Here is a 16,068-nt window from a genome sequence, read left to right as displayed (position 1 = left end):
TTTCTCACTTTCTACAATAACTTCTTCTGTTCAAGATTTCTTCTAGTTGAGCTTGGTTCAGCTTGACCAAACTGTTCTGCTAGACGCTGACTCCAGCTTGTGGTTGCACGCGCTCCAGCATAGTCCGCCTGTACACGGTCATAAGCTTCAATCACATCAACTGTTTGTTCCTGATATTCTTCCTCAAACACCACTTGATGCAATGGCAAGCGAGGTTTGACTTCATGTTCTTCATCTGGTAAACCTAATGCCATCCCAAAGACAGGATAGGTGTAGTCAGGCAGGTTAAAGAGCTCTGCCACTTCTTCTGACTTGTATCGAACTAAACCGATAATGACACCACCATAGCCCAAACTTTCAGCTGCCAGCAGAGCATTTTGACCAGCAAGAGCCGCATCGACCGAACTAATCAAGAGACCTTCCACACCTTGGGGTTGGAATGAATCGGTATGAAGCTGGGCTCCCTTTTCTGCTCGGTTCAAATCTCCGACAAAGAGAAGGAAAACAGCTGACTGGCGAATGGCTTCTTGAGGTACCAATTCATACAAGGCATCCTTCTTCTCTTGACTTCGTACCACAATCACAGAGTAGGATTGAAAATTCTTCCAAGACGAGGCCATCTGGGCTGCTGTCAGGATTTCAGTCAAGTCTTCCTGAGGAAGGGCTTGCTCTTTAAACCTGCGCACTGAAGTATGAGCCTTCATTAATTTGATTATTTCTGTCATCGACGGTTCACTCCTTCTAAACGAGTCTCCTCAGCCAAATAACGGATGCGTTCCATGACTCGTCTGGCTTCCCAGGTTTCGTCATTTCCATTTTTCCCTTTAGCAAAATGCAGCTCCAATTCTTCAAAGTTGAAGTTGGAGGTGAAAAAGGTCGGTAAATTTTCCTGCATCCGATATTGAAGAATGACTTGCAGGATTTCGTCACGCACCCAAGGTGTTGATTGCTCGGCACCAATGTCATCTAAAATCAGGACTTCAGAAAGCTTAAGCTCATCCACCAAGGTCTTAACATTACCATCACCGATAGCATTTTTAACATCAATGACAAAGCTAGGATAGTGGAGAAGAGTGGAGGAAACACCACGTTTTTCTGATAAATCATGAGCTAGGGCAGCCACCATGAAACTTTTACCCACACCAAAGTCTCCATATAAGTAAAGACCTTTTCGAATAGCTGGATATTGTTCCACGAAGGCTAATAGCTTTTCAAAAACTGGCAAGCGACCCAAATCATCCAAGTCTACTTGAGCCAAACTAGCTTTCCTGAGACTGGCTGGCAGATTGATTAACTTGAGACGGTTCTTAATAGCCGCTTCTTTTTCCGCTGCGATTAGTTCAGGAGTTTCTTCATAAGAAACGTCCGCATAGCCATGATTCATAACCAAAATCGGCTTGTAGCCTTTGGCAATATAATCCGTATCACCACGAAGGAACTTGTCGCGCTCGGTGATGTACTGATTAAACTTGGAGATACTGCGATTCAATTCCTCTGGAGTCAAGGATTCTTGCTGGATAAAGGCCGCAACATCAGGGTCCTTCATGATTTTCTGGACCAAATCTTGATAATGAAAACGGCTAGGTTGACGTTTGAGTACGTCTCCGACACTTTCCATCTAATCTCCTCCTTTTTCTAATCGAGCTAATAGTTCTTGTTTCTTACGTTCTAATTCCAGACGAGTTTCCTCACTGGTTTCATTTTTATAATCTGGATTGCTCCACTTGGGTACATTGGACTTGGTAGGACTGGGTTTACTGCTTTTTTGAGCCTGATTCTTTTGCCCACGCTCACGGATCCGCAAGACTGCCTCTTCTGCCGAATGAATCTTTTGATAGGCATAGTCATTGGCTACCTTCATGGCATATTTCTCATTGATATTTGCCGAATCCACCTTATTAAAGGTCAATAAGAGAATGATATTGATAACTTCGTCCAGCAAGCCCAAACCAGCCATCTGTTGCAAGAGTTCCCTTTCTGTTTGGGTAATGGTTCCCTTGCGTGTTTGCTTGATTTCTGCCAAGAACTGCAAGGCAGTCTTACTTTTGGCTTCCTTGATAATGGTTGCTTCCTTAGGACTAAAGTCAGAGGAAACAGATTTTTGAGCGATTTTTTCCCGCATACGTTTGGTTGAAATAACCTGGGAAACAGCTGTTGACTTGGCCAATTGATAGGTCTCAAACCAAGTCCATTTCTTTTCCTCCGCAATGGCAAACAGGTTTAAAACATCGGACTGTTCATCCGCAAAACGAAGCCCATCTCGAGCCATCAGCTGACGAAAATGGTCCAAATCAAAATCATTAGCCACTTTCTTCTTAATACCAAGGTCTTCTTGACTTCCCAGCTCTGCCAAATCTGGAAAGACTTGATTGAGGGAGACAGGTATTTCTTCTCCCTCAGCATTTTCAACTTTCAAATCCTCCACAGCTGCATCGCCAATCTTTTTCTCTAAAAGCCTACGATACACAGGATGCTCCAAGAAGTCTTGACTAGATAGAGGAGCATGAAGGGCTAGCTGATAGGTATCCCCTTTTTGATAGAGGGTCAAGAGATTGAAAGCAGATAGGATTTTCAGGGATTTTATCAGTCTATCCATCCCAAAGTTAAGATGGTTAAGAATACTTGAAAAGAGGTATTCCTTTCTACCATTATCCCAAAAATTGATTGTATAAAGATAAAGGCTCAGTGCCTCCTGACCGATAATCGGGAGGTAGCACTGTACCAGAGATGAGGTATCTTGCGACACCCGATTATTCTTTAGATAAGAAAAACGGTCAATTGGCTTCATTTATCTTTCCTTTTTCTTTTTAGAGGACTGAGTGATTTGTTGGAGCAGACTCTCTAACTCACTAACATCCTTAAAACTACGATAGACACTGGCAAAACGTACATAAGTAATCTCGTCCAATTCAGCCAACTCCTCCATGACGAGTGAACCAATGTCCTCACTTTGAATTTCATTTTCATTTCGACCACGGAGTTTCTGTTCGATACGATTGACTACCATGTTGATTTCATCACTTGACACAGGACGTTTCTGGGCTGAGCGGATAATCCCATTAAAGATTTTATCTCTGGAGAATTGTTCCCGCGTGCCATCTTTTTTAACAACCACTAAGGTTCTTTCTTCTACTCGTTCGTAGGTTGTAAAACGGTGTTGGCATTCGTCGCACTCACGTCTTCTACGAATAGTGTTCCCTTCTTCTGCTTGGCGACTATCGATAACACTTGACTTGGTAGCCCCACATTTTGGACAACGCATCCTTTCCCTCCTTATCGTTTTCTTTTAATTATACCATTTTTTAAACGATTCCCAAAACAATTCTTCTTTTTGCTTGACAAGTTTTTTGTTTTGTTGTATTATTTAATTAAGACAAAGAGATAAAAGAAAGGAGACCAAGATGTCCTGGACATTTGACAACAAAAAACCCATCTATTTACAGATTATGGAGAAAATCAAGCTTCAGATTGTTTCCCATACGCTGGAACCCAATCAACAACTTCCAACCGTGCGAGAGCTAGCTAGCGAGGCCGGTGTCAATCCCAACACCATCCAAAGAGCCTTGTCAGACCTTGAACGAGGAGGATTTGTCTACAGCAAGCGCACAACTGGACGATTTGTGACTGAGGATAAGGAACTGATCGCCCAATCGCGCAAACAACTATCCGAAGAAGAATTGGAACACTTCGTTTCCTCCATGACCCACTTTGGCTATGAAAAAGAAGAACTACCAGGCGTAGTCGGCGATTATATTAAAGGAGTTTAAGCCTATGTCATTACTAGCATTTGAAAATGTATCCAAATCTTATGGAGCAACACCAGCCCTTGAAAATGTTTCCCTTGACATCCCAGCTGGAAAAATTGTTGGTCTCCTTGGGCCAAACGGCTCAGGAAAAACAACCCTGATTAAACTAATCAATGGTCTCTTACAACCAGATCAAGGACGTGTCCTCATCAACGACATGGATCCAAGCCCAGCAACCAAGGCTATCGTAGCTTATTTGCCGGATACGACCTATCTTAATGAACAAATGAAGGTCAAAGAAGCCCTAACCTATTTCAAGACCTTCTATAAAGATTTCAATCTTGAACGCGCCCATCATCTACTTGCAGACCTAGGCATTGATGAAAATAGTCGTCTCAAGAAACTATCAAAAGGAAACAAAGAAAAGGTACAACTGATTTTGGTTATGAGCCGTGATGCTCGTCTCTATGTTCTGGATGAACCCATTGGTGGGGTGGACCCAGCAGCCCGTGAGTATATCCTCAATACTATTATCAACAACTACTCCCCAACTTCTACCGTTTTGATTTCTACCCACTTGATTTCTGATATCGAGCCAATCTTAGATGAAATTGTCTTCCTCAAAGACGGAAAAGTCGTCCGTCAAGGAAATGTAGATGATATTCGCTATGAGTCAGGTGAATCCATTGACCAACTCTTCCGTCAGGAATTTAAAGCCTAAGCAAAGGAGATTATTATGTTTTGGAATTTAGTTCGCTACGAATTTAAAAATGTTAACAAGTGGTATTTAGCTCTTTATGGTGCTGTTCTCTTCCTCTCTGTTCTTATTGGAATTCAGACACAATCCTTAATCAAACTACCTGAAAAAAATCTATCTGTTCTACTTTTTTTTCTATCTACTGTCTTTGGTGGTTTGATGGTTACACTTGTGATTTCAACTATCTTCTTGATTATTAAACGATTCAAAGGAAGTGTCTATGACCGACAAGGCTATCTGACTTTAACCTTGCCAGTTTCTGAACACCATATCATCACAGCCAAACTAATCGGTGCCTTTATCTGGTCGTTGATTAGCACTGCTGTCTTACTCCTATGTGTCTATATTATCTTATTATCAACAAATTCTGATGAAGTTCAACTTTCTACTCTTCTGTCATTTGTTGCAGAACATTTTACCGGCTTTGGTCTTACTGTCTTATCCTTCCTACTAAATACCATTTCTGGAATCCTCTGCATCTACTTGGCTATTTCCATCGGACAACTTTTCAATGAATACCGTACAGCACTCGCTGTTGCAGCCTACATCGGTATCCAAATCGTCATTGGATTTATTGAAGTTTTCTTCAATACCAGTACTAACTTCTATATTAATTCACTTGCAGGATTCAATGATAATTTCTATATGGGAGCAAGCGTAGGCATTGTTGAAGAACTCATATTCATAGCTATCTTTTATCTCGGAACCTACTACATCTTGAAAAACAAGGTTAATTTGCAATAATTTCAGAGTCTAGCGACAATAACTCGCTAGGCTTTTTTCGTCCTTAAGACTTCCATTTTTATATGACGTATTTTATAAAAAGGAGTATAATAATTTTAAAAACTGATTCCATGTATATCGATAAGGAGGGTAACTCTTTATGGTTAGAAGATTTGTTACTAAAAAGTACCTTGTACTTTACTTCTTTTCTATTGCCATTACTTGGCTGGAAGCAATTATCACACCAGCCCTTGTTCAGAATATTGTTGCCAGTTTTACCAATCAAGAACTAGGCCTTCTTTGGAAAGTTCTGATTCTAGGAATCCTTGGTAATCTCATCCTCTTATTAGGTTTGGCAGGGAAACGCTATTACTACGCTCGTTTGATTACTGACTTCAAGTATGGAATCAAGAGTGCTATTTTCAAGCGATTTTTAAACAGTTATGAGATTGATGAAAAGGATATTTTGTCTGACCTAGAAAACGACGTCAAGCAACTAGAAGAAAACTATATTGAGCCAACGGTCATCATCATTTCTTCTCTTGGCTTCACAACTGTGTCCATTCTCTATGCCCTATGGACCAATTTTTACCTGGGCTTGATTTTCATCCTCTTCTACTCCTTTCCTGTACTCTGCAGTGCTATTGGATCAAAGCGTTTGGATTCACTTTCTGAAAAGCGGTCCACTGTTAACCAGAGCTACTTAGCAAGCTTGACAAATTTTATTGGTGGTAGCCAACAAATTCGCCATTATCAGGGGCAAGACTACTTTTTTGCTCGCTATCAAAAGCAATTACAAACCAGTCTAGACGCCGAAATCAACTATGAAAAGCAACGAACTTTAAACAGTCTCTTGATCAATAGCATCGATGCCTTTTGTTCTGTCACACCAATCGTCATCGGTGGCTTTATGACCTATTATGGTTATTTAGATGCGGCGAGTTTTGTGGCCATCTATCTGGTTTCCCATAATATCGGTTATCAATTCCAAGAGTTGGCTTACTTTACCAACACCCGAAAAGCGAATAGAACTCTTCTCAACAAATACCAAAAACTTTTGGGCCAGTCTAACTTCATCTCGCCTAGAAGCATAGAAAATATTTTCCCTATCCAGCTTAACACCATCTCCCTAGAAAAAGATGGGAATAGCCTCCTGTCTCCGATTTCCATGTACATTAAGCAAGGAGAAAAAATTGCCATTATCGGGGAAAGTGGCTCTGGTAAGACAACCCTGCTCAATATCATTCATGGAGAAGAGACACCGACAAGTGGACAGATTAGCTTTGCTGGTCAAAAGCTATCACGTCAAGAAATCACGGGCATCAGCTCCTATATCCTCCAAGATAGCCATTACTTTGACACGCTCTCTCTGGAAGACAATATCCTTCTAGGACTGGATAAAAAGGAGGAATGTTTAAATTACATCCTCAAAAAAACAGGATTAGAACATTTGAAAAATCGAACACTCAGTAATGATAGTCTATCTGGTGGCGAGAAACAACGCCTTGAAATCGCTCGTGCCCTCTACCACGATAGCCAACTCATCTTAGCAGATGAAATTAAGGCCAATCTTGACTTGGAAAATAGCAGAAAAATTAGCGACTTGCTCTTCTCCCTACCTCAGACAGTCATTGAAGTCATTCACCACTATACGGAAGAAGACTTAAAACACTATGACCAAGTCATTCATTTAAGCAGAGAAAAGTAATAGTCTATAACATACGATTTAAAAAGAAGGCTAGGCAAAAACTCAATTTCAGGAGAAAATGAATTAATATTACCAAAATAAAACGCATAATATCAAGTTTTTGCACACCTGATATTATGCATTTTTCTGATTTTAAAGACTTTTTACCCAGTCTATTCTTACTAATCTATTTCTTAAACTCAATAAAGTTATACTTTTCCTTACTCACTGTCACATGATTGAAGAGTGATAACTTCTGTTGGAAAATCGACTAAATCATCATCATGACTAATCAAAATCACTAACTTTTGTTTTGCTAACAAGTCGGACAGGATTTGCACGACTTTTTTCTTGTTTTGTGAATCTAAAAAATTACTTGGCTCATCAAAAATATAAACATCTTTCTCCACCGCTACTGCTTCTTGCAACTGCAACAATTTTAGTTGTCCCATGGATGCACCTTGACTCAATTCATTTTTATAAAATCGACTCGCAATAGGTTCTGCAGGGCAGTATGAAAAATTCGAATTCTTTCTATAATTAGGTAAGTAAATCTCACCATGATAATTCATGCTGTAACCTACTATCGCTAAAATCAGTCGCGTCTTACCAACACCATTTTCTCCAACAATACGATAAATATGTCCTTTTTCTAAACGAGTTGTTAGTGGCTCATGCAGTTCTTCACCATCTCTCCCCAAGCTAACATACTTTTCTAAGACTATCTCTAAAATTGGAATAGACTCATACGAAATCTGAACAGGTTCCAAAAAATTGATAAAATTTTCGATAATTTTCTTACTTCCCGAGTACTCCTTATAAACATCAAGGAAGTATTCAATAGGTGTCCAAAATTGTGAAATATATAGTTGGATAGCCATTAGATCACCAATCGTAATCCAACCTTTATAAGTCTGATAACCTGATATAATCGTCGTCATCATAATCATAAAATTCAAAAATGCATAGGAAAGAAAATTTTCAAATAAAGAAGTCATTCTCACTTCCTTATTTTTACATAAAATATATTTTTTCACCAAGGGAGAGAAATCAATCAAGCTAGAATGAGCTGAAAATCGCATACTAGGCATGAGTTTATAGCTATCCACTAGATAATCGCGTATATCCTTCATACAATTCACTGTATCGGAACCAAGCTTAGATAGTCGTCCACTATATTTCTGCGAAATAAAGATAAATACAGGTATCAAAATACCTATCATCACAGCAATAGTAGGAGAAATACTCCATAAAATCCCTATAATCACAAGTGCTCGTATCAAGTACAGGAGAAGAGCAACAGGATATTCGTTAAAAAATCGTTTTAACAGCTCATAGGTCTGCCCTAATTCTTGTGTAATGGTAGCTTCAGACAATTCTGTCTCTACCATATCATAGAGCTGGATATTTTCAGCAGTTTTTTGGCAAATATTCTGCCAAACATACGATTCTGATTCTCCTTGAAGCACATCACAAAAATAATATAAAACTTGAATAAACAGAGAAATTCCTACATAAAGCACCCCGTAAACAATCATAGCATGAACTTTCTGAGATAGAATATGGTCAATAAATAACTTACTAATATAAGGAATAGCTACAGTTAGTATAGTAACAAGGGTATTCAAAATAAAGCTTTTTAGAAATAGCACTTTATTGTTATAGGATAACAATCTTTTCATCTGCATGCCTCCATAGTTAAATTTTTATCAACATATATTTTATGAACAGATATATGTTAGATAGTCCCTTCAACATCCTCCTTTGTCAATAATCCTAATTCATCTAAAAATACAATCTTGTGAAACCACTCTAAATAGTCAAACTGACAATCGCGTTCCATCTTCCCATTATTTACAAATGTATTAAATGGGCAACCTCCATAACAAAATTCATAATAAGCACAATCTTTATAAGGACACATGCTTCCCAGACCTGTTAATTCATTAGTAACTTGACCAATACTTCCCAACTGATAGTTTTCATTCCCTACTAATGAATAACATTTATATAAGTTACCGTTGGCATGAATTGTAAGAGAATCTTGATTTTTGAACATACAGTACCCTCCTATTTTTAAATCATGATAATACGGTATATTTTCCTTTGATAAAAACAGCAATAAATCTAGACAAATCTTCTTTTTAGTTTCACTATCAATATATAAAATTGAATCGTTAGGTACAGCTACAAAATCAAAATAAAGATTAAAATTTTCAAATTCTGTATACTTTTTTAAATCTAAAAATAATTTCTGGATAGATATATAATTTCTTTTAGATATGTTAACTCTAGCCTGAATGGATAAATTTTTATACTTTTCCAACATAACTGACAAGTTATTTATGATTCTATGATAAGTTCCTTTCCCTAATCGATTGCATCTTTCTAGGTTATGATAGTGCTCATCACCATCAAAAGAAACTTGAATAGCGAAATTATGACAGTCAAGAAAAGACATTATTTTATTTGTGAATATCGTTCCATTTGTAATCAAAGTATACGAAATAGGAATAGCTAGTTTCTCATCTAAAGTTTCACATAAATTTCGTATAAACTGAAAGTTATATAATGGTTCACCACCAGTAAAACAGATATCCAGAGATTTATACTTCTTAAAATTGAGTTCATCTAATATAAAATTCACAATCTTTTTACCGTCATACTCACTACTTAAGGACGGTTTCCTATCCTTATCATTCTCAAAACAATAAGAGCAAGTCAAGTTACACGACATAGTTGTAACTATATATAGTGATAATTCATCTCCCTCTACTATTCGTTTAGAGTGAATAAAGGGCACTTGTTTATCAATCTCACTTATCAAGTAAGGGAATTCTTTTAAAGATAACTTCTTGAATAGTTCCTCATCAATTTCACAAATAGATCCTGTATATAAATTTTTTAAATAAACTACATCATCTGTAGAAAAAGAATAAATTGTTTCCATAACTTATCTCCCGCTTTAAAAAGGCTGAGGGGATCCCCCTCAGCCTCATCATTATAATAGTAAAGTGATAAATTATCGCTTTTACATAAGCAACTCAAGGCAATCTAACGATAACACCCTGGGCATTTATCTGGATGCTGCTATACTGAGGCTAGGTGACCTTTTTTAACAACTTTGATAACATCAGTCAAATTAAGCATCGCTCTCCCTCCTTTTTTAAAAAATTTATTATACGTATAATTCTTTTATAGAAAAGAAAAATCTCATATACTGTTAAGTAAAAATTATTTTGTATCCGTTTTCTCCGGCTTCATTGTATATCTTCTCATGTAGATTGTCAAGTATTTTTTTGAAAAATTTTTAAAATTTCGAAATTTTGCCGTTAATTTTTTAACTCAATATCAAACTGGCTACAATGGGGCTGACAAAGACGTAGAGAATACCTGTAACACCAATAGCCAAACCACCCATGGCTCCTGCTACAGAGCCGTATCGAAAGGCTGTTCCTGTTCCGACTGCATGCCCTGTTCCTCCAAGGGAAAGCCCGACTGCTACCGGATCGTCAATTTTCAACCACTTCAAAAGGGTTGGGCCGATAACACTGGTTAAAATCCCAGTTGCCACTACAACGACCAAGGTCACAGTCGTCAAACCTTGCAATTTTTCTGTAATTCCTACTGCCATGGCGGTTGTTACTGACTTAGGAAAAAGAGAAATGGCTAGGAAAAAGTCCATGCCAAAGATTTTGGCCACAAGGGCTGTGAAAGAGGTATTGACCACTACCGCTAGCAGACTACCAAAGAGAATACTACGAGCATGGTGCTTCATCAAGTGAAAACTCTTATAAAGCGGAATCCCTAGAGCCACGGTCGATGGGACAATCAAGTTGTTCAGATAAACCCCACCCTGGTAGTAATCTTGGTAAGAAATCCCCGTCACCTTTAGAAAGATGATAATGAAAACAGCTGACAAAAGCAAGGGCGTTGTCAATGGATGGGGAAAACGTCTGTAAATCAGCATTCCCACTAGATAAGCTAGGATAGACAGGGCAAGCCCAAATAGGGGATTGGAAACAAATTCACTCATTTGGCATCTCCTTTCTCATAATCTCCCTCAAACCGTCGTTTGATAAACTGAACCACCAAGGCTATGAGGATAATATTGATAACAGCTGCAAAAAAGACAATCAAAACAATTGGTAAAAGATAGGGAGCAATCACATCAAACTTCTCCATGATTCCCACTGCTGGCGGCAAAAAGAGAATGGTCATATTGGCCAGCAAGAAATTCCCCACCATGTTGACATGCCTGGTTCTCAGCCACTTGAATTGTAGGGCTAGAAAGAGAATAATCAAACCGATAATACTGCCTGGGATGGGCAAATGAAAGAAACTAGAGATCCCCTCTCCGATTAGAGAAATCACAAAGAGAATCATTAATTGAACATATAATTTCATCCTAAACTCCACGAAATAGACTTCTTGCATACCAGTTTACTCTTTTTTCAGAAAATTTCAAGGAAATGCACAAGAGTCATTAAAATTTAGAGAGGAAAGGGGATACAACCAATTCTTGACTTGTGAAAACAGGCATGATTTAGGATAAAATATTCCAGCGTCCTTCTTGCCAGCTCTTTTGAAAAGTAGTATAATTATTGCATGCGCAATCATCTTGTGATACAAAAACTGTCCGTGAATGGACATTCTTCTATTTATAACTCTAAAATTATAACTCTAAAAAGAAAGGAGATACTATGACCTACTTGGAAAAATGGTTTGACTTCAATCGTCGTCAGAAAGAAATTGAAAGTCTCTTGGAAGAGACTATTGCCCAGCAGAGCGAGCAAAGTCTGACCTTGAAAGAGTTTTACCTGCTCTACTATCTGGACTTGGCTCAAGAAAAATCTCTACGCCAGATTGACCTGCCAGATAAACTTCATCTGAGCCCGAGCGCTGTTTCTCGGATGGTGGCTCGCTTGGAAGCCAAAAATTGCGGTCTACTTAGTCGCAGGTGTTGTGATCAAGATAGACGCTCTAGTTTTATCTGCCTGACAGGTGATGGGCAAAAGACACTGGCCTCTCTACAGAAAGCTGTCGAAGAAAGCTTGGAAACTGGTTTGGATTTCTTGATTTAAGATGATTTTAGAAAAAAAGTTGCGTGCGCAATCATTTTTCTTGACATTCTCTTTTACAAGGAGTAAAATAAAATCATCATTAAACAAAGGAGTTTTAAACATGATTGAAATTACCTATCTAGATGCCAGCAAGAATGAAAGAATTGTAACTTTCGATTCTTATGAAGACTTTGATCGTTCACAACAAGCTTGCCTTATCGGCGTCGCAGACTACTACCCCGTCCAAAAATTAACTTACAACGGTCATGATTTGGACTACCATGGGACTTATGGAGATATCTTCTTCTATCTCAAGAAACAAGATTTAAGCCAATATAACTAAAAAAGGAGAAATACAATGGCAAAAGCAATTACAGATGCAACATTCGAACAAGAAACAAAAGACGGTTTGGTCTTGGTAGACTTCTGGGCAACTTGGTGTGGTCCATGTCGTATGCAAGGTCCAATCTTGGATAAATTGTCTGAAGAACTTTCAGAGGATGTCTTGAAAATCGTTAAAATGGACGTTGATGAAAATCCAAACACAGCTCGTGCTTTTGGAATCATGTCTATCCCAACCCTTCTCTTCAAAAAAGACGGCCAAGTTGTCAAACAAGTTGCAGGTGTTCATACTGCAGAACAAATCAAGGCCATCGTTGCTGAATTGAGCTAATCACATTAGAGACCAAGTACTTTCTTTGGTCTCTTTTTTCTTGCCTTTTGCCATTTTTCAAAAAATATGCTAGACTGTATGTAGAATATTACGATGTTTGGGACATGCCATCGCTAAAAAAAACCTCTACTTGGTATTTTTTAGCTCCCTCAAGGGAGCTTTTTGCGTGCTCTGAACATTCCCCATTTTGGAAGGAGTACTATGAAACGTCAATCAGCCTTGGTCGTCTTTAGTGGCGGTCAAGATTCTACAACCTGCCTCTTTTGGGCTAAAGAACACTATGAAACCGTTGAAGCCGTCACCTTTGCCTACGGCCAACGCCATCACCTCGAAATTCAAGTCGCTAGAGAAATTGCTAAGGAACAGGGGATCCGTCATCATATCCTAGATATGTCTCTGCTGGGGCAAATCACTGAGAATGCCTTGACTTCTGATCTAGAGATTGAGCAAAAAGAGGGGGAGGTTCCCAATACCTTTGTTGATGGTCGCAACCACCTCTTTCTATCCTTTGCGGCAGTCCTTGCTAAGCAACGAGGCATTAAAGATATCGTGACAGGTGTCTGCGAGACAGACTTCTCAGGCTACCCCGATTGTCGAGATGTCTTTGTCAAATCCCTTAATGTTACCCTCAACCTTGCTATGGATTACGACTTTGTTATCCAAACACCTCTCATGTGGCTAGACAAGGCTGAAACTTGGGAATTAGCCGACCAACTCGGTGCCTTTGACTATGTTCGTGAAAAGACCTTAACCTGCTACAACGGGATTATCGGAAGTGGCTGTGGAGATTGCCCAGCCTGCCACCTACGTCAACATGGGTTAGATGTTTATCTCTCACAGAAAGGAGAGGCCTAATGTTTTTTGCACCCAAAGAAATCAAACAGGAAACTGGAGAATCTCTCGTTTACAATCCTTATCGGACTCTAGTCTCCAAAGAATTTACCTTTGATGCTGCCCACCACCTCTTTCACTATGAGGGAAAATGCAAATCCCTGCACGGCCACACCTATCATCTGCAGATTGCTGTTAGTGGATTTTTAGATGAACGTGGCATGACCTACGATTTCGGAGACATCAAAGCAATCTACAAGAACTACTTAGAACCCCACTTGGATCATCGCTATCTCAATGAAACTCTTCCCTATATGAACACGACTGCTGAAAATATGGTTTACTGGATTTTCCAAACCATGAACCAAGAGTTGCCAGACGAACGTGGTCTCCGTTTGGAATACGTTCGCCTCTATGAGACTCCGACTGCCTTTGCGGAGTTTAGACGGGAGTGGTTAGATGACTAGGGAACGTGTCCTCAAACTACCAGTTCTGGAAATTTTCGGCCCAACTTTTCAAGGTGAAGGTCGTGCAATTGGGCAGAAAACCATGTTTGTCCGCACTGCTGGTTGCGACTACCACTGCGACTGGTGCGATTCTGCCTTCACTTGGGATGGCTCTGAAAAGCCAACTCGTATGACTGCTGACGAGGTCATTGCTGCCTTGGATAAATTAGGGAGCTACGACTATGTAACCCTATCTGGGGGAAATCCTGCTATCCTAGCAGCCAACATGGCTGAGCTGGTCACCAAACTCAAGGAACGTGGTGTCACTCTGGCTGTTGAAACTCAAGGCTCTCGCTGGCAAAATTGGTTGAAAGACATCGACCAGGTCACTCTGAGTCCCAAACCTCCTTCATCCAAGATGGAAGTCAACTTTGAGACCCTGGACTTTATCGTTTCCCAACTTGATCCAGACAAGGTCACCTTTAAAATCCCTGTCTTTGATGATGCAGATTTAGCCTTTGCTAAAGGAATACAAGAACGCTACCAACCAGATGTGCTCTTCTTATCGGCTGGAAATCCTGAGCCCAAGGCCACAGGCAATATTATCCAAGATCAACTGAACCGTCTCAAAGAACTCTGGGAACGCGTCGCTACTGACGATAGCTGGGGCAATGTCCGCGTCCTTCCTCAACTCCATACCCTCCTCTACGATAATCAACGTGGTGTTTAAGATTAGAAAGAAAAAATCATGTCACAACAAGAAGAAATGAAAAACCTAAGCCTACTAGGCAACAAAGAAACCAACTACATTTTCGAATATCAACCAGAAGTTCTCGAATCCTTTGACAATCGTCATGTGGAAAATGACTATTTCATCAAATTTAACTGTCCTGAATTTACCTCTCTTTGTCCCATCACTGCTCAACCAGACTTTGCGACGATTTATATTTCCTATATTCCTGACAAGCTCTGTGTCGAGTCAAAATCTCTCAAACTATATCTATTTAGCTACCGAAACCACGGAGATTTCCACGAAAACTGTATCAACACCATTGGGAAAGACTTGGTCAACTTGCTAGACCCTCGCTATTTAGAGGTCTGGGGAAAATTCACTCCGCGCGGTGGCATCTCAATTGACCCCTACTACAACTACGGTAAGCCTGGAACTAAGTATGAAGGCTTGGCAGAACAACGCCTCTTCCAACACGACCTTTATCCAGAGAAAATTGACAACCGTTAAACTCATACGAAAAAGCCCTGTTCCTCAAGATGAGGAGCAAGGCTTTTTGAGTTTCAATTATTCTTCTGTTCCAAGGAAGTTTTTAGCAACAAGGGCTGCAAGAACTCCACCAACGATTGGGGCAAGGATGAAAATCCAAACTTGTTGAAGGGCTGCGCCACCTACCAAGACAGCTGGTGCCAAGCTACGAGCTGGGTTTACTGAAAGCCCAGTAATGTTCAATCCCACAAGAATCAAAGCTGTCAATGACAAACCAATCACCAAACCAGCGATTGCACCATTACCTTTGCTTGCTGATGTTACAGTCATGATAACTAGGACAAACAAGAAGGTTGCGATGACTTCAAACAAGAATCCACCAAAGACAGTGACACCGTTTGCCAAGGCATTTTCACCAAGACTAGCAGTTGACATGCCTGAGTTAGACAAGAGGAAGAATACCGCAGCTGACGCAAGGAAAGCTCCAACTACTTGTCCAAGGATGTAGTTTACAAGCTCTGAAGATGACAAACGTTTGTTTACAAACATAGCAATCGAAACAGCTGGGTTCAAGTGAGCACCTGAAACAGTTCCGATTGAGTAAGCAGCAACCACGATTGCCAGACCAAAGGCAAAGGCGATTCCAAGGTGACCAAGGCCATTAAGACCATTTCCAAAAACAACAGCTCCTGTCCCAACGAACACAAGCATGAACGTACCGATTAATTCAGCGACAAATTTTTTCATTTTCTTTCTCCTTTTTTCAAAAACTAGATACTAGTCTATCAAAAGTAGGAAAGGGTTTCAAGAAAATTGTTTGGAAATTTTCAGGATAAAATTCTATAAAAACGGTAGTGTTTATTTGAAACATTTTTTCTAAAGGTATATAATGTCAATATAGTTCTAATAAGTTATTTATTCCC

20 protein-coding genes are annotated in these 16,068 nt (G+C 39.5%); 11 read left to right on the top strand and 9 right to left on the bottom strand.

The window, feature by feature from the left end; translation table 11 throughout:
- Positions 1–11: 11 nt before the first annotated feature.
- From TZ90_RS01720 to nrdR, 4 genes are read right to left on the bottom strand one after another with little or no spacing between them, the layout of a single operon-like run.
- Positions 12–725 carry an NADPH-dependent oxidoreductase gene (locus TZ90_RS01720; protein WP_045611118.1) on the bottom strand — a complete coding sequence of 238 codons (714 nt, stop codon included), beginning with the start codon at positions 723–725 and terminating at the stop codon, positions 12–14.
- Positions 722–1,618 carry a primosomal protein DnaI gene (dnaI, locus tag TZ90_RS01715; RefSeq protein ID WP_045611115.1) on the bottom strand — a complete coding sequence of 299 codons (897 nt, stop codon included), beginning with the start codon at positions 1,616–1,618 and terminating at the stop codon, positions 722–724. The genes TZ90_RS01720 and dnaI overlap by 4 nt, the downstream gene beginning before the upstream one ends.
- On the bottom strand, positions 1,619–2,788 hold the full coding sequence (locus TZ90_RS01710; RefSeq protein WP_045611114.1) for a DnaD domain protein: 1,170 nt from the start codon (positions 2,786–2,788) through the stop codon (positions 1,619–1,621). It lies immediately after the preceding gene.
- On the bottom strand, positions 2,789–3,262 hold the full coding sequence (nrdR, locus tag TZ90_RS01705; protein WP_001203672.1) for a transcriptional regulator NrdR: 474 nt from the start codon (positions 3,260–3,262) through the stop codon (positions 2,789–2,791).
- 139 nt (positions 3,263–3,401) lie between these two features.
- On the opposite strand from nrdR, the gene TZ90_RS01700 reads away from it, so the two are divergent.
- The 4 genes from TZ90_RS01700 to gggC all read left to right on the top strand — a co-directional run bounded on the left by TZ90_RS01700 (position 3,402) and on the right by gggC (position 6,934).
- Positions 3,402–3,767 carry a GntR family transcriptional regulator gene (locus tag TZ90_RS01700; RefSeq protein WP_000119155.1) on the top strand — a complete coding sequence of 122 codons (366 nt, stop codon included), beginning with the start codon at positions 3,402–3,404 and terminating at the stop codon, positions 3,765–3,767.
- Between the two features lie 4 nt (positions 3,768–3,771).
- On the top strand, positions 3,772–4,467 hold the full coding sequence (locus TZ90_RS01695; RefSeq protein WP_000054197.1) for an ABC transporter ATP-binding protein: 696 nt from the start codon (positions 3,772–3,774) through the stop codon (positions 4,465–4,467).
- Between the two features lie 15 nt (positions 4,468–4,482).
- Positions 4,483–5,247 (top strand): membrane protein, encoded by a 765-nt coding sequence (locus tag TZ90_RS01690; protein ID WP_045611112.1) that lies wholly within the window; start codon positions 4,483–4,485, stop codon positions 5,245–5,247.
- A gap of 139 nt (positions 5,248–5,386) precedes the next feature.
- Entirely contained in the window at positions 5,387–6,934 is a 1,548-nt protein-coding gene (gene gggC / locus TZ90_RS01685; RefSeq protein ID WP_045611110.1) for a streptosactin export ABC transporter GggC, read from the top strand.
- Between the two features lie 200 nt (positions 6,935–7,134).
- On the opposite strand, the gene TZ90_RS01680 is transcribed toward gggC, so the two are convergent.
- The 4 genes from TZ90_RS01680 to TZ90_RS01665 form a co-directional block, all read right to left on the bottom strand.
- The gene (locus TZ90_RS01680) at positions 7,135–8,595 is read right to left on the bottom strand and encodes an ABC transporter ATP-binding protein (RefSeq protein WP_000826208.1); all 1,461 of its coding nucleotides are present in this window, start codon (positions 8,593–8,595) and stop codon (positions 7,135–7,137) included.
- 56 nt (positions 8,596–8,651) lie between these two features.
- Positions 8,652–9,863, bottom strand: a complete 1,212-nt coding sequence (locus TZ90_RS01675; RefSeq protein ID WP_235285494.1) for a radical SAM/SPASM domain-containing protein — start codon at positions 9,861–9,863, stop codon at positions 8,652–8,654.
- 390 nt (positions 9,864–10,253) lie between these two features.
- Positions 10,254–10,949: an LrgB family protein gene (locus TZ90_RS01670; RefSeq protein WP_001288952.1), complete on the bottom strand. Its 696-nt coding sequence runs from the start codon at positions 10,947–10,949 to the stop codon at positions 10,254–10,256.
- Positions 10,946–11,320, bottom strand: coding sequence for a CidA/LrgA family protein (locus TZ90_RS01665; RefSeq protein ID WP_000781325.1), 375 nt, complete (start codon positions 11,318–11,320; stop codon positions 10,946–10,948). Before TZ90_RS01665 ends, TZ90_RS01670 begins: the two co-directional genes overlap by 4 nt.
- Before the next feature lie 296 nt (positions 11,321–11,616).
- Here TZ90_RS01665 and TZ90_RS01660 point away from each other — a divergent pair, with 296 nt between their 5' ends.
- From TZ90_RS01660 to queF, 7 genes are all read left to right on the top strand, one after another.
- Entirely contained in the window at positions 11,617–11,997 is a 381-nt protein-coding gene (locus TZ90_RS01660; protein ID WP_045611106.1) for a MarR family winged helix-turn-helix transcriptional regulator, read from the top strand.
- Positions 11,998–12,097: 100 nt separating this feature from the next.
- Positions 12,098–12,319, top strand: a complete 222-nt coding sequence (locus tag TZ90_RS01655) for a DUF4649 family protein (protein WP_045611104.1) — start codon at positions 12,098–12,100, stop codon at positions 12,317–12,319.
- A 15-nt stretch (positions 12,320–12,334) separates the two neighbouring features.
- On the top strand, positions 12,335–12,649 hold the full coding sequence (trxA, locus tag TZ90_RS01650; protein ID WP_001029581.1) for a thioredoxin: 315 nt from the start codon (positions 12,335–12,337) through the stop codon (positions 12,647–12,649).
- Between the two features lie 201 nt (positions 12,650–12,850).
- Positions 12,851–13,504, top strand: coding sequence for a 7-cyano-7-deazaguanine synthase QueC (gene queC, locus TZ90_RS01645; protein ID WP_000828768.1), 654 nt, complete (start codon positions 12,851–12,853; stop codon positions 13,502–13,504).
- Entirely contained in the window at positions 13,504–13,947 is a 444-nt protein-coding gene (queD, locus tag TZ90_RS01640; protein WP_033681471.1) for a 6-carboxytetrahydropterin synthase QueD, read from the top strand. Before queC ends, queD begins: the two co-directional genes overlap by 1 nt.
- On the top strand, positions 13,940–14,656 hold the full coding sequence (gene queE / locus TZ90_RS10345; RefSeq protein ID WP_045611102.1) for a 7-carboxy-7-deazaguanine synthase QueE: 717 nt from the start codon (positions 13,940–13,942) through the stop codon (positions 14,654–14,656). The genes queD and queE overlap by 8 nt, the downstream gene beginning before the upstream one ends.
- Positions 14,657–14,674: 18 nt before the next feature.
- Positions 14,675–15,166 carry a preQ(1) synthase gene (gene queF, locus TZ90_RS10340; protein WP_000082587.1) on the top strand — a complete coding sequence of 164 codons (492 nt, stop codon included), beginning with the start codon at positions 14,675–14,677 and terminating at the stop codon, positions 15,164–15,166.
- Between the two features lie 57 nt (positions 15,167–15,223).
- Here queF and TZ90_RS01625 read toward each other — a convergent pair whose 3' ends face one another.
- Entirely contained in the window at positions 15,224–15,892 is a 669-nt protein-coding gene (locus tag TZ90_RS01625; protein ID WP_045611101.1) for an MIP/aquaporin family protein, read from the bottom strand.
- Positions 15,893–16,068 lie beyond the last annotated feature (176 nt).

Source organism: Streptococcus mitis (assembly GCF_000960005.1).
Taxonomy (GTDB): domain Bacteria; phylum Bacillota; class Bacilli; order Lactobacillales; family Streptococcaceae; genus Streptococcus; species Streptococcus mitis_CK.
The sequence above is the reverse complement of the archived record's forward strand: the minus strand, read 5'-3'. Positions and strand labels throughout refer to the sequence as shown.